This is a genomic window from Burkholderia sp. Z1 (genome assembly GCF_014893795.1).
GTDB classification, from domain to species: Bacteria; Pseudomonadota; Gammaproteobacteria; order Burkholderiales; family Burkholderiaceae; genus Burkholderia; species Burkholderia theae.
The window spans coordinates 1,838,218-1,858,723 of record NZ_JACFYL010000001.1; the positions used below are offsets into that span (position 1 = coordinate 1,838,218).

Below are 20,506 nucleotides of genomic sequence, written 5' to 3' on the forward strand. Positions count from 1 at the left end.
GGTCGCTCAGTCCTGCATTTCGCGGCCCGTGAGCCGCAGGAACACATCTTCCAGATTGGCCGGGCGATGCAGATAGCGCAACCCCGGGCGACCCTTGAGCCGCGCGCTGAGCGGCTCGGGGTCGCTCACGTAGCAGAACAGCGTCTCGCCGCTGATCTCGGTGCGCTTCGCGAACGCCGACAGCTCGTCGCGCAGGATGGCCGGATCGGGCCCGTAGATCTCGATCACGTCGCAGCCGATCTCCGATTCGATCAGCGCGTGCGGCGCGCCTTCGGCGATCTTGCGGCCTTCCTCGATCACGCACAGGCGGTCGCACAGACGTTCGGCTTCTTCCATGAAATGCGTGGTGATCAGGATCGTCTTGCCGCGCGCGAGCAGCGAGCGCAGCCGCTCCCACATCAGGTGCCGCGCCTGCGGATCGAGGCCCGTCGTCGGCTCGTCGAGCACCAGTACGTCGGGATCGTTGACGAGCGCGCGGGCGAGCGTGAGGCGGCGCTTCATGCCGCCCGACAGCTCGCCGACTTTCGCATCGGCCTTGTTCTCGAGTTTCGCGAATTCGAGCAGCGGCCGCACGAGCGCACGGGCAGCCTGCGCGGACATCCCGAAATAGCGGCTGAACACGAGCAGGTTCTCGCGCACGGTGAAGTCGGGGTCGAGGTTGTCGAACTGCGGGACGACACCGACGCGCTGGCGCGCATGCCGTGCACGGGATGGAACCGGTTCGCCGCACAGCGAAATGGTGCCGGCATCGGGATGCGCGAGGCCGAGCAGCATCTTCAGCGTCGTGGTCTTGCCGGCGCCGTTCGGCCCGAGCAGGCCGTAGCATTCGCCGGCCTGCACGTTGAAGGACAGACCGTTGACGACGAGCTTGTCGCCATAGCGCTTCTCTACGTTCCGTAAATCGATCGGTGCGACGGACATGGGCATGTTGTCATTGTGAGCGGGCGCACAGGCGTTCCGCTGTCGGCTGCGTGGCCGGTTTGCGAACGGATCGGGCGAATGCGTGTCACATGGGCATGACCGAAGCGCACGAGGCCGACGCCTGATGGCCCGCCGGAGTACGAACGGGCCATTCTAGTGCATCGACTGCGTCTCTTCAGGGCATGCCTGCACGGTGCGATGCATGCGCGCACCGATCGTGCACTGCATCATCGCGCACGCGCCGAGCGGGGCGAATCAGCGTTTTCCATCCCTTGCGTCCTGAATTGCGGCGCACCATGATGAATGCGTAGGCTCGTTGTCGCGATAGGGAGGTTTCATGGCTAGCTACAACAAGATTTTGCTGTGTTACGACGGCTCGCTCGAAGGGCGCAAGGCACTGCGTTGCGGTGCCAATCTCGCAATGGACCTGAAGGCCGAGACGCATTTGCTGTCGGTCGTCGACATGCGTTCGAGCATTGCACAAAGCGCGGGTTTGCTGACCGACGTCGCGTGTGGCCGATTCGAGGAAACCGCGCGCGAAATCCTGCAGGAAGGCGTGAACTGGCTACGCGAGCGCGGCGTACAGGCCGAAGGCCATTTCGCGTTCGGCTATCCGATCGACGAAATCGCGAATCTCGCGACGGAACTGAAGGTTGACCTCGTCGTCGTTGGCCACCGGTGCCGTAGCGGACTGTCGAGATGGTGGATGGGGTCGGGCAATACGCAACTGCTCGACCGCGTGAACTGCAGCATTCTGGTTGCGTGCTCGTCCGCGCAAGAGCAGAAGGCCGAAATCGCGCGCGAGCGTGAAGCGGCTACGGCGAGCGGCAAATGATCTGATGACTTGACGACGGCCTGACCGGCGATTTGCGCCGGTCAGGCGCCGCGCGGTATCAGCAGCGCGGGCGTCGACCGCGACCGGCTACGCATGCAGGTCGATCGCGGACAGCTTCCACGAGAACAGGCCGAAGCGGTGGAATATCGCCGCATAGCGCGTGCCGTCGGCGCTTCGCTGATAGGTCACGACGAATTCGTCGACATTCCGGTAGCCGGCACTGGTTTGCTGCTGATGCGGCGGATGCGTTGCATCGCCCGGGCTGGCGGGTGCGGCAGGGGCCGGTGCCGGCGATGACGCGGCCGTGGCGACCGCGTTGCTGCCCGGAACGGCTGCGCTTGCCGGAGCCGGATTGGCCGGCGGTGCGGCCGGTGCGCTGCCCGGTGCATTGCCTTGCGGCAGATTCGACCATTCGGGCGGACGCTCGCCCGGATTGCCGCGCGGCGGCAAGCCGCTCATCAGCGCGGCCACGCCCTCCGGGGTTGCGTATGCATCGACCAGCGGGCCGATCAGCGCGGACCCGATCAGCGCACCGATCACCGCGAACGGATTGTTCTTCTTCACCGCGTCGATCCGGCGCATCAACTCTTCCGTGACCTGCTGCTTCAGACTGATGCGCAGCGACGGAAAATCGACATATTCACTGATGGCCTGCGCATCGCGCGCATCGATCGCCGATTTCAGGCGGCCGAGCGCGACGTACGGCGACGCGTATGCATAGCCGATCGCCGCAATGATGGCGACGGCCAGCACGGCGATCAGCAGGGGCTTGAGCCGCCATGCGCGGCCCGAAGATCCAGTCACGTTGCCTCCGGTGCGGGGATGTTCCGCAATCAGAGACCGCCTGGCGTGGCCGATCGTTCCTCTGCAATGCAGCGATCGATCATCCGGCACACGGCATCGATCGTGCCGACCATGATCAGGCGCGAACGGCCGTGATAGACGCGCACCGGCGCGCGGCGCGCGGGTTCCGCGTGATTCAGACCGGCGTTCAGCGATACCCGCGCGAAGGCGGGAAGCGCTGACGGCAGCAGCGACGCCTGCCGTTCGACTGCGACTTCTTCTTCCACAGGCGCCGCCGCGGACAGCGGTGCGCAAGGCGTGCGGCCGCGCAGATGACGCAGGCGACCGAATTGACGGAAAGGCAGCAGGCGGGCAAGGCGTTCCATGATGTTCTCCTAACGAGACGGAATGTCAGAGTTCGCCGGATCGGATCAGCCCGACGGCGATGCCTTCCAGCGCGAATTCCGCGCTGCCGGCCTTGACGAAGATGTTTTCGTAATCGGGGTTCTCCGCGATCAGCTCGAGACCGCCCGGCCGACGCATCAGGCGCTTGACCGTGACGTCGTCGCCGAGACGCGCGACGATGATCTGGCCGTCCTTCGCTTCGGTGCGCTTCTGCACGGCGAGCAGGTCGCCGTCGAGAATGCCGGCGTCGCGCATCGACAGGCCGCGCACCTTCAGCAGGTAGTCGGGTTTGCTGGAGAACAGCGCGGGATCGCACGCGTAATGCTGCGAGATGTGCTCCTGCGCGAGGATCGGGCTACCGGCCGCGACGCGGCCGACGAGCGGCAGCGACAGCTGCATCAGGCCGGCATGCGGCAGCGTGAACTGGTGCGGGGAATCTTCGAGGCCGAGCAGGCGGATGCCGCGCGACGCGCCGGCGGCCAACTCGATCACGCCCTTGCGCGCCAGTGCGCGCAGGTGCTCCTCGGCCGCATTCGGCGAGCTGAAGCCCAGTTCAGCCGCGATCTCGGCGCGGGTGGGCGGGAATCCGGAGCGTTCGATCGCGCGACGGATCAAGTCGAACACTTGCTGCTGACGGGCGGTGAGTTTGGTCATGGCTTAACTGTATGGATAGACAGTGAGCTGTATTTTTATACAGTACTTCGCGAAATTCAAGTGTTACGTGAGGTTCGACGCGATCGCGCCGGTTCCGACGCGATTCCACGACGTCCGGACGCCGGTTTATCCGCCGCAACCGTCCATCCCGTCTGCGTTAGCACTTTTGAGTATTAAAAAATGAAGAACGATTATTTTTAATCATGTAACCCGTTCGCTAGACTGGCCCGACATCGCAATACCGACAACACTGGAGAACCAAGGATGGCGAAGCGCAATACGGGGCTGGTGGGCGGGGTGGGCCGCCTGATCGCAACACTCGCGCTGGGCGCGGCGGCGGCGCTGGGCGTCGCGACGCATGCGCAGGCCGATACGACCTTCCTGAACGTGTCGTACGACCCGACGCGCGAGCTGTATCAGGACTTCAACCAGGCGTTCGGCAAGGAGTGGAAGGCGAAGACGGGCGAGACCGTCAACTTCAAGCAGTCGCACGGCGGCTCGGGCGCGCAGGCTCGATCGGTGCTCGACGGCCTGCAGGCCGACGTGGTCACGCTGGCGCTCGCTTACGACATCGACGCGCTCGCGAACAAGGGGCTCGTCAACAAGGACTGGCAGAAGCGCCTGCCCGACAACGCTTCGCCGTACACGTCGACGATCGTGTTCCTCGTGCGCAAGGGCAATCCGAAGGGGATCAAGGACTGGGACGACCTGACCAAGCCGGGCATCTCGATCGTCACGCCGAACCCGAAGACGTCGGGCGGCGCGCGCTGGAACTACCTGGCCGCGTGGGCATATGCGCTGCACAAGCCGGGCGGCAATGAGCAGACGGCGAAGGAATTCGTCACGAAGCTCTACAAGAATGCGGGCGTGCTCGATTCGGGCGCGCGAGGCGCGACGACGAGCTTCGTGCAGCGCGGGATCGGCGACGTGCTGATCGCATGGGAAAACGAGGCATTCCTGTCGGTCAAGGAATTCGGCACCGACAAGTTCGAGATCGTCGTGCCGTCGGTGAGCATCCTGGCCGAGCCGCCCGTCGCGGTGGTCGACAAGGTGGTCGACAAGAAGGGCACGCGCAAGCTGGCCGACGCGTACCTGAATTTCCTGTACAGCCCGCAGGGCCAGGAGATCGCGGCGCGCAACTACTACCGGCCGCGTTCGAAGAACGTGCCGGCCGAACTGACGAAGCAGTTCCCGAAGCTGAAGCTGTACACGGTCGACGACACGTTCGGCGGCTGGACGAATGCGCAGAAGACGCATTTCGCGGACGGCGGCGTGTTCGATTCGATCTACAAGCCGCAGTAATGCCATAACCACAGCGGTGCGCCACGCAGTGCGCCGCATCCCCGACGGGCCGCCGGCGCGATTCATGCGCCGGCGTTTGCGTCGGACCCATGAGCAGCAACGACCCAGCAAGAGCATCCGATGACGACGTACACCTTTCGCAAGCCGAGCGCGCTGCCCGGTTTCGGCGTGACGCTAGGCATCACGGTGGCCTATTTGAGCCTCGTGGTGCTGATTCCGCTCGCCGCCACGTTCCTGAAGACCGCGACGTTGTCGTGGGACCAGTTCGTCACCGCCGTCACGTCGCCGCGCGTGCTCGCGTCGTACCGGCTGACGTTCTCGGCCGCGCTCGGCGGCGCGCTGATCAACGCCGTGTTCGGCTTCCTCGTTGCGTGGGTGCTGGTGCGCTACACGTTCCCGTTCAAGCGGATCGTCGATGCGATCGTCGACCTGCCGTTCGCGCTGCCGACCTCGGTCGCCGGCATCTCGCTCGCGGCCGTCTATGCGACCAACGGCTGGGTCGGCCAGTATCTCGCGCCGCTCGGCATCAAGATCGCGTTCACGCCGGCCGGCGTGCTGGTCGCGCTGACCTTCATCGGGCTGCCGTTCGTCGTGCGCACCGTGCAGCCGGTACTCGAGGATTTCGAGCGCGAGCAGGAAGAGGCCGCCGCGTGCCTCGGCGCGTCGCGCTGGCTGACGTTCCGCCGCGTCGTGCTGCCGGCCGTGCTGCCGGCGCTGCTCACCGGTTTCGCGCTGGCGTTCGCGCGTGCGCTCGGCGAATACGGCTCGGTGATCTTCATCGCCGGCAACGTGCCGATGAAATCCGAGATCACGTCGCTGCTCATCATCACGAAGCTCGAGCAGTACGACTACGCGGGCGCGACCGCGCTCGCGGTCGTGATGCTGGTCGTGTCGTTCCTGATGCTGCTGCTGATCAACACGCTGCAATGGTATTTGCAGCGCCGCACGAGCAAGGGCGCGAGCGGCCCCGCACCCGCGACCGTCGTCGCAACCGCGGCAGGAGGCCAGCAATGAACCAGGAGGCCACCGTCGTGCTGAAAACCCCGTCGTCGGCCGCGCGCGGCCGCGCCGCGAAACGGCTCGACCCCGTCAGCGAGTCGCGTGTCGTGCGCTGGCTGCTCACGGGCATCGCGCTGACGTTCCTCGCGTTCTTCCTCGTCGTGCCGCTCGCCGCGGTGTTCGTCGAGGCGCTGAGAAAGGGCGTCGGCTTCTACCTCGAATCGCTGGCCGATCCCGACGCATGGGCGGCGATCAAGCTGACGCTGACCGTCGCCGCGATCGCCGTGCCGCTGAACCTTGTGTTCGGCGTGTGCGCATCGTGGGCGATCGCGAAGTTCGAATTCCGCGGCAAGGCGTTGCTGACGACGCTGATCGACCTGCCGTTCTCCGTGTCGCCGGTGATCTCGGGCCTGGTCTACGTGCTGCTGTTCGGCGCGCAGGGCTGGATCGGGCCGTGGCTGCAGGACCACGACGTGCAGATCATCTTCGCGGTACCGGGCATCGTGCTCGCGACGATCTTCGTCACGTTCCCGTTCGTCGCGCGCGAGTTGATTCCGCTGATGCAGGCGCAGGGCACCGACGAGGAGGAGGCCGCGCGCGTGCTCGGCGCGTCGGGCTGGCAGATCTTCCGGCGCGTGACGCTGCCGAACGTGCGGTGGGGCCTGCTGTACGGCGTGATCCTGTGCAATGCGCGCGCGATGGGCGAGTTCGGCGCGGTGTCGGTCGTGTCGGGCCATATCCGCGGCGTGACCGACACGATGCCGCTGCACGTCGAGATCCTGTACAACGAATACAACTTCGCGGCGGCGTTCGCGGTGGCGTCGGTGCTGGCGCTGCTCGCGCTCGTCACGCTCGCGCTGAAGCTGCTCGCCGAGCGTCATCTCGCCGCCGAACTGGCCGGCGCGCGCGACGCCGTTCCCGCACATGCCGGCCCCGTCGCCGCCGTTTCGTCGAAATCGTAAAGAGGCAACCAGAATGGGTATCACCGTCCGTAACCTTCAGAAGCGCTTCGGCGATTTCACGGCGCTCGACAACGTCTCGCTCGACTTCCCGCCCGGCGAACTGGTCGCGCTGCTCGGGCCGTCCGGCTGCGGCAAGACCACGCTGTTGCGCGTGATCGCGGGCCTCGAGCACGCGGACGCCGGCCAGGTCGTGCTGCAGGGGCTCGACGTCGCATCGGTCGGCGCGCGCGACCGTCAGGTCGGTTTCGTGTTCCAGCATTACGCGCTGTTCCGCCACATGACGGTATTCGAGAACGTCGCGTTCGGGCTGCGCGTGAAGCCGCGCCGCGAGCGGCCGTCGGAAGCCGCGATTCGCGACAAGGTGCACGACCTGCTGAAGCTCGTGCAGCTCGACTGGCTCGCGCAGCGCTATCCGTCCGAGCTGTCGGGTGGCCAGCGCCAGCGCATCGCGCTCGCCCGCGCGCTCGCGGTCGAGCCGAAGGTGCTGCTGCTCGACGAACCGTTTGGCGCGCTCGACGCGAAGGTCCGCAAGGAACTGCGCGGCTGGCTGCGTCGTCTGCACGACGACCTGCACATCTCGACGATCTTCGTCACGCACGACCAGGAGGAGGCGCTGGAAGTCGCGGACCGCATCGTCGTGCTGAATCGCGGCCACGTCGAGCAGGTCGGTAGCCCGCAGGACGTCTACGATCATCCGCAGAGCGCGTTCGTGTACGAGTTCCTCGGCGCTGCCAACCGGCTGCCGGGCACGGTCGCCGGGCGCGGCTTCGTCGCCGAGGGCGCGGCCGCGCCGATCGAGGTCGATGCCGATTTCGCGGGCCCCGCGAACGCGTACGTGAGGCCGCACGACCTGCAGCTTTGGCCGACGGGCGAAGGGCATCGGGACGGCATCGCGGTGGACGTGCGCCGCGTGATCCCGCTCGGCGGTTCGGTGCGCGTGGAGCTCGAGGCGCGCGCGGGCGGCGCGCTCGAGGCGGAACTCGATCGCGACACGTGGCGTGCGCTTTCGCTGCAGGTCGGCGACGGTGCGATGGCCGTGCCGCGCGCGGTGCGTGTGTTTCCCGCGCGTTGACGAGAGAATGCTGGGCAGAGGGCGGAAACCGCTCCGATTCGACAATCAAACAACGACAGCCTAAGAGGCATACCCATGAATTTTCAGCAATTGCGGTTCGTGCGCGAAGCGGTGCGCCAGAACATGAACCTGACGGAAGTCGCGAACGTGCTGTACACGTCGCAGTCGGGCGTGTCGAAGCAGATCAAGGATCTCGAGGATGAACTGGGCGTCGACATCTTCATCCGGCGCGGCAAGCGGCTGACGGGGCTCACGGAGCCCGGCAAGGCCGTGCACCAGCTGATCGAGCGGATGCTGCTCGACGCCGAGAACCTGCGGCGCGTCGCACGCCAGTTCGCCGACCAGGACAGCGGCCACCTCGTCGTCGCGACGACGCACACGCAGGCGCGCTACGCGCTGCCGAAGGTGATCCGGCAGTTCACCGACGTGTTCCCGAAGGTGCATCTCGCGCTGCGTCAGGGCAGCCCGCAGCAGATCGCGCAGATGATCCTGAACGGCGAGGCCGATCTCGGCATCTCGACCGAGGCGCTCGACCGCTATCCGGACATCGTCACGTTCCCGTGCTATTCGTGGCACCACACGGTCGTCGTGCCGAAGGGCCATCCGCTCGTCGGCCGCGAGAACCTGACGCTCGAGGAAATCGCCGAATACCCGATCATCACGTACGACCAGGACTTCACGGGCCGCTCGCACATCGACCAGGCGTTCACGCAGGCGGGTGCCGTGCCCGACGTCGTGCTGACCGCGATCGACGCGGACGTGATCAAGACCTACGTCGAGCTCGGGATGGGGATCGGCGTCGTCGCGGCGATGGCCTACGATCCGCAGCGCGATACCGGGCTTGTCGAACTCGATACGCAGCACCTGTTCGAGGCGAGCACGACGCGGGTCGGGCTGCGCAAGGGCGCGTTCCTGCGCGCGTATGCATACCGGCTGATCGAGATGTTCGCGCCGCACCTGAACGAAGCGGAAATCGCGGGGATGTTGCGCGAAGCCGTCTGACGGTGGCGCGCCGCGCGCCGTCCGGGAAAGTTGCCCGCGGACGGCGCGACGTGCGCACCGGTTGCCATGCACCGGGCGGCGGCAGGAGCAGGGGATGCGCCGCCGCTGTCATGGCTGACCGACTCGTCGAATAATCGAATCATCGACCGCAGTCGCGGTTTCCAGTCCGATGCGCCGCGAACGGCGCTCGACACGCGTTCGTCTGCCAGCAGAAAAACAAGACGGCACATTCGAACGCTTCGTTTCGGCTTTGTCGAGCGGGCTACTCTTCGGAAGATATGATTCAATGCGCCTGAATGCCGGATGACGGGCGTTCAGGCCGCTTCACGGCCGTCATCCTGACCGACCGGCCGGCCCCCGCGGCAAAACGCAACGCACAACGCTGCGACGAAGTGCGAGAAGCAAAACCTGCAAGCCATCGTCGTTCAGCGAACAACGCACGCGGATTGCCGGTTCCAACCCACTCGAACGCACATCACGCAGCGCGCAACACGCAACACGCAACACGCAACACGCAACACGCAACACGCAGCGCGCAGCGCGCAACACGCACGGAGAAGCGCTAAACAATGAATCTCAAATGGTTTCTCTTTTCCTTCGAAGGCCGGATCGGCCGCATGCCGTGGTGGATCTACGCGCTGGTTTCCGCGTTGATCAGCGCGGTTTTCGATGCGGGTTCCCGCGGTTCGCCGGATGACGATTTGCCGCTGCTGGCGATGCTTGTGCTGGTCGCGATCGCGGTCGTCGCGGTGTGGTCGTCGCTTGCCGTCGGTGTGAAGCGGCTGCACGACATCGACAAGTCGGGATGGTGGATGCTGCTGATTTTCGTGCCGATCGTCGGCGCGATCGCGCTGTTCGTGATGAACGGCTTCATCGCCGGCACGCCCCATGCGAACCGCTTCGGCGAGCCGCCGTCGTCCGATGAAGACGAACCCGCACCGCAGGACCCGGCGTGATGCGCGACGCGCGCGCTCCGAATAAACCCTTAATTATTGATCAGACAGGTTGCGCGTCGAAGCGAATCGGTACAGCATAGCCCTCACTCCGCCGGCGGTCCCGCTGGCGGCGGCGCGTCAACGACAGCACGCGCCAGGCAGTCGGCCGTCTGCCTCGCTTCCATTTCGTGGTACCGACAGCAGCATCGATGGCCATTGCTCGGGTAGTGTGGCGCAAACGTTTGCTCACATTAAAACAACAGTCCGGCCCATTGGGCCAGTCGCCAGGAGATGTGTATGAATGTCCTGTTTCGCCGTCGCTTCCTGACCGCCGCGCTCGCCGCCGTCGCGGTCGCTGCCGCACCGGCCGTCCACGCGCAATCGGCGGCCAAGCCGAAGGTCGCGCTCGTGATGAAGTCGCTCGCCAACGAGTTCTTCCTGACGATGGAAACCGGCGCGAAGGAATACCAGAAACACAATGCCAGCCAGTTCGACCTGATCACCAACGGCATCAAGGACGAGACCGACACCGCGAACCAGATCCGCATCGTCGAACAGATGATCGTGTCGAAGGTCGACGCGATCGTGCTCGCGCCGGCCGATTCGAAGGCACTCGTGCCGGTCGTGAAGAAGGCGGTCGATGCGGGCATCATCGTCGTGAACATCGACAACCGGCTCGATCCCGACGTGCTGAAGTCGAAGAACCTGAACGTGCCGTTCGTCGGCCCGGACAACCGCAAGGGCGCGCGCAAGATCGGCGACTACCTCGCGAAGCGGCTGAAGGCGGGCGACCAGGTCGGCATCGTCGAAGGCGTGTCGACGACGACCAATGCGCAGCAGCGCACGGCCGGCTTCCAGGACGCGATGAAGGCGGGCGGGATGAAGGTCGTGTCGGTGCAGTCCGGCGAATGGGAGATCGACAAGGGCAATGCGGTCGCATCCGCGATGCTCAACGAATACCCGAACCTGAAGGCGCTGCTGTGCGGCAACGACAACATGGCGATCGGCGCCGTGTCGGCCGTGCGCGCGGCCGGCAAGCAGGGCAAGGTGCTCGTGGTCGGCTACGACAACATCAACGCGATCAAGCCGATGCTGAAGGACGGCCGCGTGGTCGCGACCGCCGATCAATACGCGGCGAAGCAGGCCGTGTTCGGCATCGACACGGCACTCAAGGCGATTGCCGAGCATCGCAAGCAGGCCGACATGTCGGGCGTGGTCGAGACGCCGGTGGATCTCGTGACGAAGTGACGCAACCCCGATGCGGCCGCCGCCCTCAAGAATCCGGCGTGGCGGCCGTTATCAGGGGTGAGCGCGATCACGGCCACTGCATGCACATGCACTTGTGAGCGTCACACCCGCGCGCCGCGTACCAGCGGCCGCAACCAGGATCGCGATGGAACCGACCTTCCAACCCTCCCGTTCAGCCCATCCCGTGCTGTCCGTCTCCGGCATCGGCAAGACCTATGCCGAACCCGTGCTCGCCGACGTCACGCTGACGCTCGAGGCGGGCCACGCGCTTGCGCTGACGGGCGAGAACGGCGCCGGCAAGAGCACGCTGTCGAAGATCATCGGCGGGCTCGTCGAACCGACCACCGGCACGATGCAGCTCGGCGGCCACCCGTATGCGCCGGCGAGCCGCACGCAGGCGGAGGCGCTCGGCGTGCGCATGGTGATGCAGGAGCTGAACCTGCTGCCGACGCTGACGGTCGCCGAAAACCTGTTCCTGAACCGCCTGCCGCGGCGCTTCGGGATCATCGACCGCACGCGGCTGCGCGACGACGCGCGTGCCGCGATGGCGCAGGTCGGGCTCGACGCGGTCGATCCCGATACGCCGGTCGGCGCGCTCGGCATCGGCCACCAGCAGATGGTCGAGATCGCGCGCAACCTGATCGGCGACTGCCGCGTGCTGATTCTCGACGAGCCGACCGCGATGCTGACGGCGCGCGAAGTCGAGCTGCTGTTCGAGCAGATCGACCGGCTGAAGGCGCGCGGTGTCGCCATCGTCTACATCTCGCACCGGCTCGAGGAACTCGCACGCGTCGCCGAGCGAGTCGCGGTGCTGCGCGACGGCCGGCTCGTGCATGCGGGCGACATGGCGGCGACGACGTCCGACGGGCTCGTCACGCTGATGGTCGGGCGCGAGATCGGCGAGCACATCGATCTCGGCGAACGCCATATCGGCGCGCCGCGGCTCGTCGTGTCGGGTCTCTCGCGCGGGACGGCCGTGCGGGACGTGTCGCTCGAGATCCGCGCAGGCGAAATCTTCGGCATCTCGGGGCTGATCGGCGCAGGGCGCACCGAGCTGCTGCGGCTGATCTACGGCGCCGACACGCCGGATGCGGGGACGATCGCGGTCGGCCAGCCGCTGAAGCCGGCGCGGATCGGTTCGCCCGTCGATGCGGTCAAGCACGGCATCGCGCTGATCACCGAGGATCGCAAGGGTGAAGGGCTGCTGCTGTCGCAGTCGGTCACCGCGAACGTGTCGCTCGGCCAGCTCGACCGGTTCGCGCGCGGCGGCATCGTCGATACCGTGCGCGAAACGGCGCTCGCCGAGCAGCAGATCGACGCGCTGCGGATCCGCACGCACGGTGCGACGCAGGCGGTCGGCGAGTTGTCGGGCGGCAATCAGCAGAAGGTTGTGATCGGCCGCTGGCTGGCGCGCGACATGGGCGTGCTGCTGTTCGACGAGCCGACGCGCGGGATCGACGTCGGCGCGAAGTTCGAGATCTACACTTTGATGGGCGCGCTCGCGCGCGAAGGCCGTGCACTCGTCGTCGTGTCGAGCGACCTGCGCGAGCTGATGCTGATCTGCGACCGGATCGGCGTGATGTCGGCCGGCCGCATGACCGCCGTGTTCGAGCGCGGCAACTGGACCCAGGATGCGCTGCTGGCCGCGGCGTTCGCCGGCTTCGGCCGCGAGACGCCGCCGGGCGGCGCGCAGCATCCGGACGCCGGGCAGGCGCAAGGCGCCGCTCCGGGCACTTCGACGACAGGACGACAGTAATGACCCAGCCTCCCGTATCCCCGACCGACGCAGGCGCGCAGCAGAGCGCGACGGGGCGCCGCGCGCGCACGCTGTCCGGCACGCGGCTCGGCCTGTCGAACTATCTGGGGCTCGCCGGCGCGCTCGCCGCGATGATCGCGCTGTTTTCGATGCTGAGTTCGCATTTCCTGACCTACGATACGTTCAGCACGATCGCGAACCAGATTCCCGATCTCGTCGTGATGTCGGTCGGGATGACCTTCGTGCTGATCATCGCCGGGATCGACCTGTCGGTCGGCTCGGTGCTCGCGCTCGCCGCGTCGATGGTCAGCGTCGCCGCGCTGAAATGGCAGTGGGGGCCGCTGCCGGCCGCGCTGATCGGGATCGCGGCCGCGACCGTCACGGGCGCGCTGACGGGCGCCGTCACGGTCGGCTGGCGGATCCCGTCGTTCATCGTGTCGCTGGGTGTGCTGGAGGCCGCGCGCGGCCTCGCGTACCAGCTGACGAATTCGCGCACGGCCTATATCGGCGACGCGTTCGATTTCCTGTCGAATCCGATCGCGCTGGGCATCTCGCCGGCGTTCCTGATCGCGGTCGCGGTGATGATCGCGGCCCAGTTCGGGCTCACGCGCACCGTGTTCGGACGCTATCTCGTCGGGATCGGTACCAACGAAGAAGCCGTCCGACTTGCAGGGGTTAACCCGCGTCCGTATAAAATTCTCGTATTCGCATTGATGGGCGCGCTCGCGGGGCTCGCGTCGCTGTTCCAGATTTCGCGGCTCGAGGCCGCCGACCCGAATGCGGGCGTGGGCCTCGAACTGCAGGTGATCGCGGCCGTCGTGATCGGCGGCACGAGCCTGATGGGCGGGCGCGGCTCGGTGATCAGCACGTTTTTCGGCGTGTTGATCATCTCCGTGCTGGCCGCGGGGCTGGCGCAGATCGGTGCGAACGAGCCGACCAAGCGGATCATCACCGGCGCGGTGATCGTGGTGGCGGTCGTGCTCGACACGTATCGCAGCCGGCGCGCGCGCGCCCGGTAGTACGACAGACAGAACAGACCAGAGAGAAACGGGAAATGGCGACGATCAAGGATGTGGCGGCCATGGCGGGCGTGTCGTTTACGACCGTCTCGCACGTGGTGAACAATTCGCGGCCGGTGTCCGCGGATGTGCGTGCGAAGGTCGAGGGCGCGATCCGCGAGCTGAACTACGTGCCTTCGGCCGTGGCGCGCTCGCTGAAGGCACGCTCGACGGCGACCATCGGCCTCGTCGTGCCGAACAGCACGAATCCGTATTTCGCCGAGCTTGCGCGCGGCATTGAAGACCAGTGCGCGGCCAACGGCTATTGCGTGTTCTTCTGCAATTCGGACGACGATCCCAAGAAGCAGCGCAACTACCTGCGCGTGCTGCAGGAAAAACGCATCGACGGGCTGATCGTTGCGTCGGCGGGCGAGGATGCGGTGCTTGCGGAGACGCTCGCGGACGCGCATGCGCCGCTCGTCGTCGTCGACCGCAACATCGAGGGGCTCGCGGCCGACCTCGTGCAGATCGACCACGAGCGCGGCGCCTACCTGGCGACGCGCCATCTGCTCGAACTCGGGCACGCGAAGATCGGCTGCATCACGGGGCCGACCGACACGGCGGTCAGTGCGATGCGCGTGCACGGCTTCATCCGCGCGATGGCCGAGCGCGGGATCGACATCATGCCGGGCGCGATCGCGGAAAGCGATTTCTCGTGCCTCGGCGGTTATCACGCGGCGTCGCGGCTGTTCGAATCGGTGCGGCCGAGCGCGATCTTCGCGGGCAACGACCTGATGGGCGTCGGCGCGCTGCGCGCGGCGGCCGAGCGCGGGATGCGCGTGCCCGACGACTGCTCGATCATCGGTTTCGACGACATCGAATTTTCCCGCTACACCTATCCGGCGCTGTCGACGGTCGGCCAGTCGGTGCGCGCGCTCGGCGAAATGGCCGCGCAGACGCTGATCGAGCGGATCGGCGGCGGCTCGACGGCCGCGCCGAGCCGCCGCCGGGTCGTGTCGCCGCGCCTCGTGCTGCGCGAATCGACCGCGATCTACCGTGAGCCGCCTGCACCGGGCGGCCGCGCATGACGGCGCCCGCGGCGGGCGCCGGCCGCGTGACGGTGGTCGGCAGCCTCAACATGGATCTCGTCGTGCGTGCGCCGCGGCTGCCGCTGCCGGGCGAAACGCTCGCCGGTCACGCGTTCGCGCAGGCGGCGGGCGGCAAGGGCGGCAACCAGGCCGTCGCCGCGGCGCGGCTCGGCGCACAGGTCGCGATGATCGGTTGCGTCGGCGCGGATGCGCACGGCACGGCATTGCGCGCGGGCCTCGAAGCCGAGGGAATCGACTGCACGGGGCTCGCGACGAGCACGTCGGCGTCGACCGGCGTCGCGCTGATCGTCGTCGACGATGCGAGCCAGAATGCGATCGTGATCGTCGCGGGCGGCAACGGCGAGGTCACGGCCGCAACAGTTGCGCGCCACGAGGCCGCGCTGGCGTCGGCCGACGTGCTGATCTGCCAGCTCGAGACGCCGCCGGACACGGTGTTCGCGGCGCTGTCGGCCGGACGGCGGCTCGGCCGCACGGTGGTGCTCAATCCGGCCCCGGCCGTCGCGCCGTTGCCGGCGGGCTGGCTGCCGCTCGTCGATTACCTGATCCCGAACGAGGTCGAGGCGGCCGCGCTGACCGCGCTGCCCGTGCGCGATCCGGCCGAGGCGGAAGCCGCCGCGCGTGCGCTGCAGGCCGGCGGCGCGCGCAACGTGCTGGTCACGCTCGGCGCGCGTGGCGTGCTTGCGCTGACGGCCGACGGCGCCGCGCGGCACTATCCGGCCCCGGCCGTGCACGCCGTCGACACGACGGCGGCCGGCGACACCTTCATCGGCGGTTTTTCCGCACGGCTCGCGGCCGGCGCGGACGTCGACACCGCCATCCGCTTCGCGCAACGCGCGGCGGCGCTGTCGGTCACGCGCGCGGGCGCGCAGCCGTCGATTCCGACGCTCGCCGAACTGGCCGATTAGGGCCCGATCTCCAACCCCCGATCCCCGATTCCGCAGCACGGCCGGCTCGTCACACGAGATGGCCGGCCGCGCTCGCGGCCACGCGCCGGAGCGCCGGCGAACCTTTTTCCATCCTGCTTGCCGAGATTGCACGACGTTGCATTATTCGTTCAGCTATTTGTAATAAACAGACGAATTATTCGAAAAAATCCGTGAAAACCATCAAGTTGTGCGTCGCACGGTCGTAAATGCACCAGGAGAAGCAATGCTTCGAGCCAACGGGCCTGGCCCGTTCATGACGTCGCTACACAGGAAGGATGATGGTGTTCAGGAACCTGACGATTCGCGCGCGCATCGGTTTGACGATGGCGTTTCTGGCGGTGCTGCTGGGCGTAACCGGCGTGCTCGGGCTGTACGGGATGACGCGTTCGAACGACTCGACGCGCGAAATTTTCACGAACCAGATGCCGAGCGCGGTCGACGTGGCGGTCGCGGAAATGTTCGCGGCGCGCGAGCGCCTCGCACTCGACCGCGCGGCGCTGCTGGCCGGCACGCCGGACTCGGCGGCCGCCGTCGAGCGCAGCCGCGCGATGCGCACGCAGGCCGATGCGTGGTGGCAGAAGTATCTCGCGCTGCCGCGCGGGCCGGAGGAGGATCGGCTCGCGCAGGATGTGGCCGCGAAGCGACAGGCGCTGCAACGCGGTTGTGACGCGTTCGCGAGCATCCTCGGGGCGGACCAGCGCGATCGCATCGGCGACGGCGCCAAGCAGCTCCAGGCGCTCTACAACGACCTCGCGGTGTCCAGCGAAGCGCTGCGCAACTTCCAGTTCACCGATGCGAAGGCGGGTTTCGACAGTGCGGAATCGATGTTCGACACGTTGCGAGTCCTGTCGATCGTCGCGCTCGTGGCCGGCATCGGCGCCGCGCTGCTGTCGTGGCTGACGCTGAGCCGCGCGATCGGCCGCCCGATTGCCGATGCGCTCACGCATTTCGACGCGATCGCCGCGGGCGACCTGCGCCGGCCGATCGTCGTGGAGCGGCGCGATGAGATGGGCCAGCTGCTCGAGGGCCTGGCGAAGATGCAGCGCGGGCTGGTCGACACGGTACGCACCGTGCGCGGCGGCAGCGAGTCGATCGCGACGGCGGCCCGCCAGATCGCGGCCGGCAACATCGACCTGTCGTCGCGTACCGAGGAACAGGCCGCCGCGCTGCAGGAAACCGCGTCGAGCATGGAGCAACTGACCGGCACCGTGAAACAGAACGCGGACAATGCGCGCCAGGCAAGCTCGCTGGCCGCGAACGCATCGGAGATTGCAAACAAGGGCAATACGGTGGTCGGCCAGGTGGTCGGCACGATGGGCGAGATCAACGACAGCTCGGCAAAGATCGCGGACATCATTGCGATCATCGAAGGAATCGCATTCCAGACCAACATTCTTGCGCTGAATGCGGCCGTCGAAGCGGCGCGCGCGGGCGAGGAAGGCCGCGGTTTCGCGGTCGTCGCGGGCGAGGTGCGCAGCCTTGCACAGCGTTCGTCGGCCGCGGCCAAGGAGATCAAGGCGCTGATCGACGCGTCGGTGGAGCGCATCCGGTCGGGTTCGACGCTGGTCGACGAAGCAGGGCGCACGATGAGCGACGTGATCGGTGCGGTGCAGCGCGTGACGGACATCATGGGCGAGATCGCGGCGGCGTCCGAGGAGCAGAGCGGCGGGATCGACCAGGTGGCGCGCGCGGTCGCGCAGATGGACGAGGTCACGCAGCAGAATGCGGCGCTCGTCGAGGAAGCCGCGGCGGCCGCGCAGTCGCTCGACGAACAGGCGGCGCGCTTGCGTGAAACGGCATCGGTATTCCAGCTCGACGGCGACGCGCCGCGCTCGGGTGCGGTCGCTCCGGTTGCGGCGCGTCATGCGCCGCGTGTACCTTCGGCGGCAGGTCAGGCTGCAGCGCGCGACGATCGCGATGCAGCGCCGAAACGCACGGCCGCGGCGATGCCGGCACGCAAGCCAGCTACTGCCGCTGCCGCGCCCGCACCGGCGCCAGCGGCCGCGACCGCCGGCGCCGACGACTGGGAGACCTTCTGATTCGCGCGTGCCGCGCATCTATCCCCATTTGGTGACGAACGACGCCCGCGACCTGCGGGCGTTGTCGTTTTTGCGGCGAACAAAATGTGACAGCGCGCATGCACGATCGTGCATCGTCGTGTGCAGCGCGTGACCTGTGCCGACGGATCCACGCAACGATGCGTGTCGTATGTCCGCATCGATGGTACGGGTATCTCCGTAAGGGCGCTGCGCAAAAAAATTGTAACGGCGCACGAAGCGTGTCGTCGTAAACGGCCGCTCGAACGTATAGGGATGAAGGGGAGAAGTGGCAACGTCGGATGTGTCCAACGCACAAGACGTTCTGTCGTTCGACGAGACGCGGCGGATGCAGTTTCTGCGGCTCGGGAGATCGATTGTAAAACGACGAAATGTGTTGTCCAAGCGGTGTTGTCGAGAATAACGAACTTCATACGAAGAGTTCGTGAAAAAAAAACAGAAAGGGTTTAGGATGAATTCGAACGCGCTTGCTTCTGCGCAGTCGTACGAAGGCAGGCACGTCTTCAGACTCAGGCGAGGGAGGTAGCATGGATATTTACAGCAGCTTCGCGAACCGCTTCGAAAAAACGCGAGAGGAAGAGCTCTCGCTGGAGGAGTATCTCGCGCTCTGCAAGAACGATCCATCCGCGTACGCGACGGCTGGTGAACGCATGCTGGCAGCAATCGGGGAACCTGAACACATCGATACCCGCAACGAGCCGCGCTTGTCGCGGATCTTCGCGAACAAGGTCATCAAGGTCTATCCCGCATTCCGTGAGTTCTACGGAATGGAGGAAGTGATCGAGCAGGTGGTTGCGTACTTCCGCCACTCTGCGCAAGGGCTCGAAGAGAAGAAGCAGATCCTCTATCTGCTCGGTCCGGTGGGCGGCGGCAAGTCGTCGATCGCCGAGCGTCTGAAGCAACTGATGGAGCGCGTGCCGTTCTATTCGCTGAAGGGTTCGCCCGTCAACGAATCGCCGCTCGGGCTGTTCGACTACGACGAAGACGGCCCGATCCTCGAGGAACAATACGGCATCCCGCGCCGCTACCTGAAAAGCATCCTGAGTCCGTGGGCCGTCAAGCGGCTGCACGAATACAACGGCGACATCCGCCAGTTCCGCGTCGTGCGTCGTTATCCGTCGATCCTGCGGCAGGTCGGCATCGCGAAGACGGAGCCGGGCGACGAGAACAATCAGGACATCTCGTCACTCGTCGGCAAGGTCGACATCCGCAAGCTCGAGCAGTACGCGCAGGACGATGCCGACGCGTACAGCTACTCGGGCGGCCTGTGCCTCGCGAACCAGGGCCTGCTCGAGTTCGTCGAAATGTTCAAGGCGCCGATCAAGGTGTTGCACCCGCTGCTCACCGCAACGCAGGAAGGCAACTTCAAGGGCACCGAAGGCTTCGGCGCGATTCCGTTCGACGGGGTGATCCTCGCGCACTCGAACGAGTCGGAGTGGAAGGCGTTCCGCAACAACCGCAACAACGAGGCACTGCTCGACCGGATCTTCGTCGTGAAGGTGCCGTACTGCCTGCGCGTGTCGGAAGAGACCAAGATCTACGAGAAGCTGATCCGCAACTCGTCGCTTGCCGAAGCCGTCTGCGCGCCGGGCACGCTGAAGATGATGTCGCAGTTCTCGGTGCTGTCGCGCCTGCACGAGCCGGAGAATTCGAGCCTGTTCTCGAAGATGCAGGTGTACGACGGTGAAAACCTGAAGGACACCGATCCGAAGGCGAAGTCGTACCAGGAGTATCGCGACTACGCGGGCGTGGACGAAGGGATGACGGGCGTGTCGACACGCTTCGCGTTCAAGATCATGTCACGCGTGTTCAACTTCGATTCGAGCGAGGTCGCGGCCAACCCCGTGCACCTGATGTACGTGCTCGAACAGCAGATCGAACGCGAGCAGTTCCCGCCGGAAACCGAGCAGAAGTACCTGTCCTTCGTGAAGGACGTGCTCGCGTCGCGCTACGCGGATTTCATCGGCAAGGAGATCCAGACGGCCTACCTCGAGTCGTATTCGGAGTATGGCCAGAACATCTTCGACCGCTACGTCACGTATGCGGACTTCTGGATCCAGGACCAGGAATTCCGCGATCACGACACGGGCGAGAGCTTCGACCGCGCCGCGTTGAACGCGGAGCTGGAGAAGATCGAGAAGCCGGCCGGCATCAGTAATCCGAAGGATTACCGCAACGAGATCGTGAACTTCGTGTTGCGTGCGCGGGCGGCGAATGCCGGCAAGAACCCCGTGTGGACGAGCTACGAGAAGTTGCGCGTCGTGATCGAGAAGAAGATGTTCTCGAACACCGAGGAACTGTTGCCGGTGATTTCGTTCAACGCGAAGGGGTCGGCGGAGGAGCAGCGCAAACATGAGGACTTTGTGAACCGGATGGTCGCGAAGGGCTATACGCCGAAGCAGGTGAGGCTGCTTTGCGACTGGTACCTGCGTGTGCGCAAGTCGTCATGACGCGCGCGGTACCGCGCCCGTGCGGCGAGTCCGTACGGGCGCTTTCAGAGGCGCCGCCCGCATGACGGGAGACGGCATGTGCGGCGAGCGTC

18 protein-coding genes are annotated in these 20,506 nt (G+C 66.2%); 14 read left to right on the plus strand and 4 right to left on the minus strand.

Translation table 11 applies throughout. The features are described 5' to 3' along the window. Positions 1 to 6: 6 nt before the first annotated feature. Positions 7 to 921: a nodulation factor ABC transporter ATP-binding protein NodI gene (nodI, locus tag H3H55_RS08535; RefSeq protein WP_240674405.1), complete on the minus strand. Its 915-nt coding sequence runs from the start codon at positions 919 to 921 to the stop codon at positions 7 to 9. Between the two features lie 337 nt (positions 922 to 1,258). Between nodI and H3H55_RS08540 the strand changes: the two genes are divergently transcribed. Continuing rightward, positions 1,259 to 1,756: a universal stress protein gene (locus H3H55_RS08540; RefSeq protein ID WP_129514489.1), complete on the plus strand. Its 498-nt coding sequence runs from the start codon at positions 1,259 to 1,261 to the stop codon at positions 1,754 to 1,756. 87 nt (positions 1,757 to 1,843) lie between these two features. Here the strand turns inward: H3H55_RS08540 and H3H55_RS08545 are convergent, their stop codons facing one another. From H3H55_RS08545 to lexA, 3 genes are read right to left on the minus strand one after another with little or no spacing between them, the layout of a single operon-like run. Then, entirely contained in the window at positions 1,844 to 2,560 is a 717-nt protein-coding gene (locus H3H55_RS08545) for a DUF2939 domain-containing protein (protein WP_193098298.1), read from the minus strand. Positions 2,561 to 2,589: 29 nt separating this feature from the next. Next, complete coding sequence (locus H3H55_RS08550; RefSeq protein WP_048243823.1) at positions 2,590 to 2,925, minus strand: hypothetical protein; 336 nt, start codon at positions 2,923 to 2,925, stop codon at positions 2,590 to 2,592. A 25-nt stretch (positions 2,926 to 2,950) separates the two neighbouring features. Next, a complete protein-coding gene (gene lexA / locus H3H55_RS08555) occupies positions 2,951 to 3,598 on the minus strand; it encodes a transcriptional repressor LexA (protein WP_047900600.1) in 648 nt (215 codons plus the stop codon). 264 nt (positions 3,599 to 3,862) lie between these two features. On the opposite strand from lexA, the gene H3H55_RS08560 reads away from it, so the two are divergent. The 13 genes from H3H55_RS08560 (at position 3,863) to H3H55_RS08620 (ending at position 20,414) form a co-directional block, all read left to right on the plus strand. Continuing rightward, entirely contained in the window at positions 3,863 to 4,900 is a 1,038-nt protein-coding gene (locus H3H55_RS08560; RefSeq protein ID WP_048243821.1) for a sulfate ABC transporter substrate-binding protein, read from the plus strand. 120 nt (positions 4,901 to 5,020) lie between these two features. Then, positions 5,021 to 5,914, plus strand: coding sequence for a sulfate ABC transporter permease subunit CysT (gene cysT / locus H3H55_RS08565; RefSeq protein ID WP_193098299.1), 894 nt, complete (start codon positions 5,021 to 5,023; stop codon positions 5,912 to 5,914). Further along, the gene (cysW, locus tag H3H55_RS08570) at positions 5,911 to 6,861 is read left to right on the plus strand and encodes a sulfate ABC transporter permease subunit CysW (protein ID WP_129514492.1); all 951 of its coding nucleotides are present in this window, start codon (positions 5,911 to 5,913) and stop codon (positions 6,859 to 6,861) included. Before cysT ends, cysW begins: the two co-directional genes overlap by 4 nt. 13 nt (positions 6,862 to 6,874) lie before the next feature. Beyond that, a complete protein-coding gene (locus H3H55_RS08575; protein ID WP_193098300.1) occupies positions 6,875 to 7,933 on the plus strand; it encodes a sulfate/molybdate ABC transporter ATP-binding protein in 1,059 nt (352 codons plus the stop codon). 75 nt (positions 7,934 to 8,008) lie between these two features. After that, positions 8,009 to 8,935, plus strand: a complete 927-nt coding sequence (locus tag H3H55_RS08580; RefSeq protein WP_048243814.1) for a CysB family HTH-type transcriptional regulator — start codon at positions 8,009 to 8,011, stop codon at positions 8,933 to 8,935. A 569-nt stretch (positions 8,936 to 9,504) separates the two neighbouring features. Beyond that, positions 9,505 to 9,891, plus strand: coding sequence for a DUF805 domain-containing protein (locus H3H55_RS08585; RefSeq protein WP_193098301.1), 387 nt, complete (start codon positions 9,505 to 9,507; stop codon positions 9,889 to 9,891). 276 nt (positions 9,892 to 10,167) lie between these two features. After that, the gene (locus tag H3H55_RS08590; protein ID WP_129514495.1) at positions 10,168 to 11,118 is read left to right on the plus strand and encodes a sugar ABC transporter substrate-binding protein; all 951 of its coding nucleotides are present in this window, start codon (positions 10,168 to 10,170) and stop codon (positions 11,116 to 11,118) included. Between the two features lie 145 nt (positions 11,119 to 11,263). Then, positions 11,264 to 12,874 carry a sugar ABC transporter ATP-binding protein gene (locus H3H55_RS08595; protein ID WP_193098302.1) on the plus strand — a complete coding sequence of 537 codons (1,611 nt, stop codon included), beginning with the start codon at positions 11,264 to 11,266 and terminating at the stop codon, positions 12,872 to 12,874. Further along, positions 12,874 to 13,893, plus strand: coding sequence for an ABC transporter permease (locus H3H55_RS08600; protein WP_129514497.1), 1,020 nt, complete (start codon positions 12,874 to 12,876; stop codon positions 13,891 to 13,893). Before H3H55_RS08595 ends, H3H55_RS08600 begins: the two co-directional genes overlap by 1 nt. 35 nt (positions 13,894 to 13,928) lie before the next feature. Further along, positions 13,929 to 14,960: a LacI family DNA-binding transcriptional regulator gene (locus H3H55_RS08605; RefSeq protein ID WP_048243807.1), complete on the plus strand. Its 1,032-nt coding sequence runs from the start codon at positions 13,929 to 13,931 to the stop codon at positions 14,958 to 14,960. Next, entirely contained in the window at positions 14,957 to 15,886 is a 930-nt protein-coding gene (gene rbsK / locus H3H55_RS08610) for a ribokinase (RefSeq protein WP_193098303.1), read from the plus strand. Before H3H55_RS08605 ends, rbsK begins: the two co-directional genes overlap by 4 nt. Positions 15,887 to 16,185: 299 nt before the next feature. Continuing rightward, positions 16,186 to 17,946 (plus strand): methyl-accepting chemotaxis protein, encoded by a 1,761-nt coding sequence (locus tag H3H55_RS08615; protein WP_193098304.1) that lies wholly within the window; start codon positions 16,186 to 16,188, stop codon positions 17,944 to 17,946. 545 nt (positions 17,947 to 18,491) lie between these two features. Beyond that, positions 18,492 to 20,414 (plus strand): PrkA family serine protein kinase, encoded by a 1,923-nt coding sequence (locus tag H3H55_RS08620; RefSeq protein ID WP_129514500.1) that lies wholly within the window; start codon positions 18,492 to 18,494, stop codon positions 20,412 to 20,414. The last annotated feature ends 92 nt before the right edge of the window (positions 20,415 to 20,506 follow it).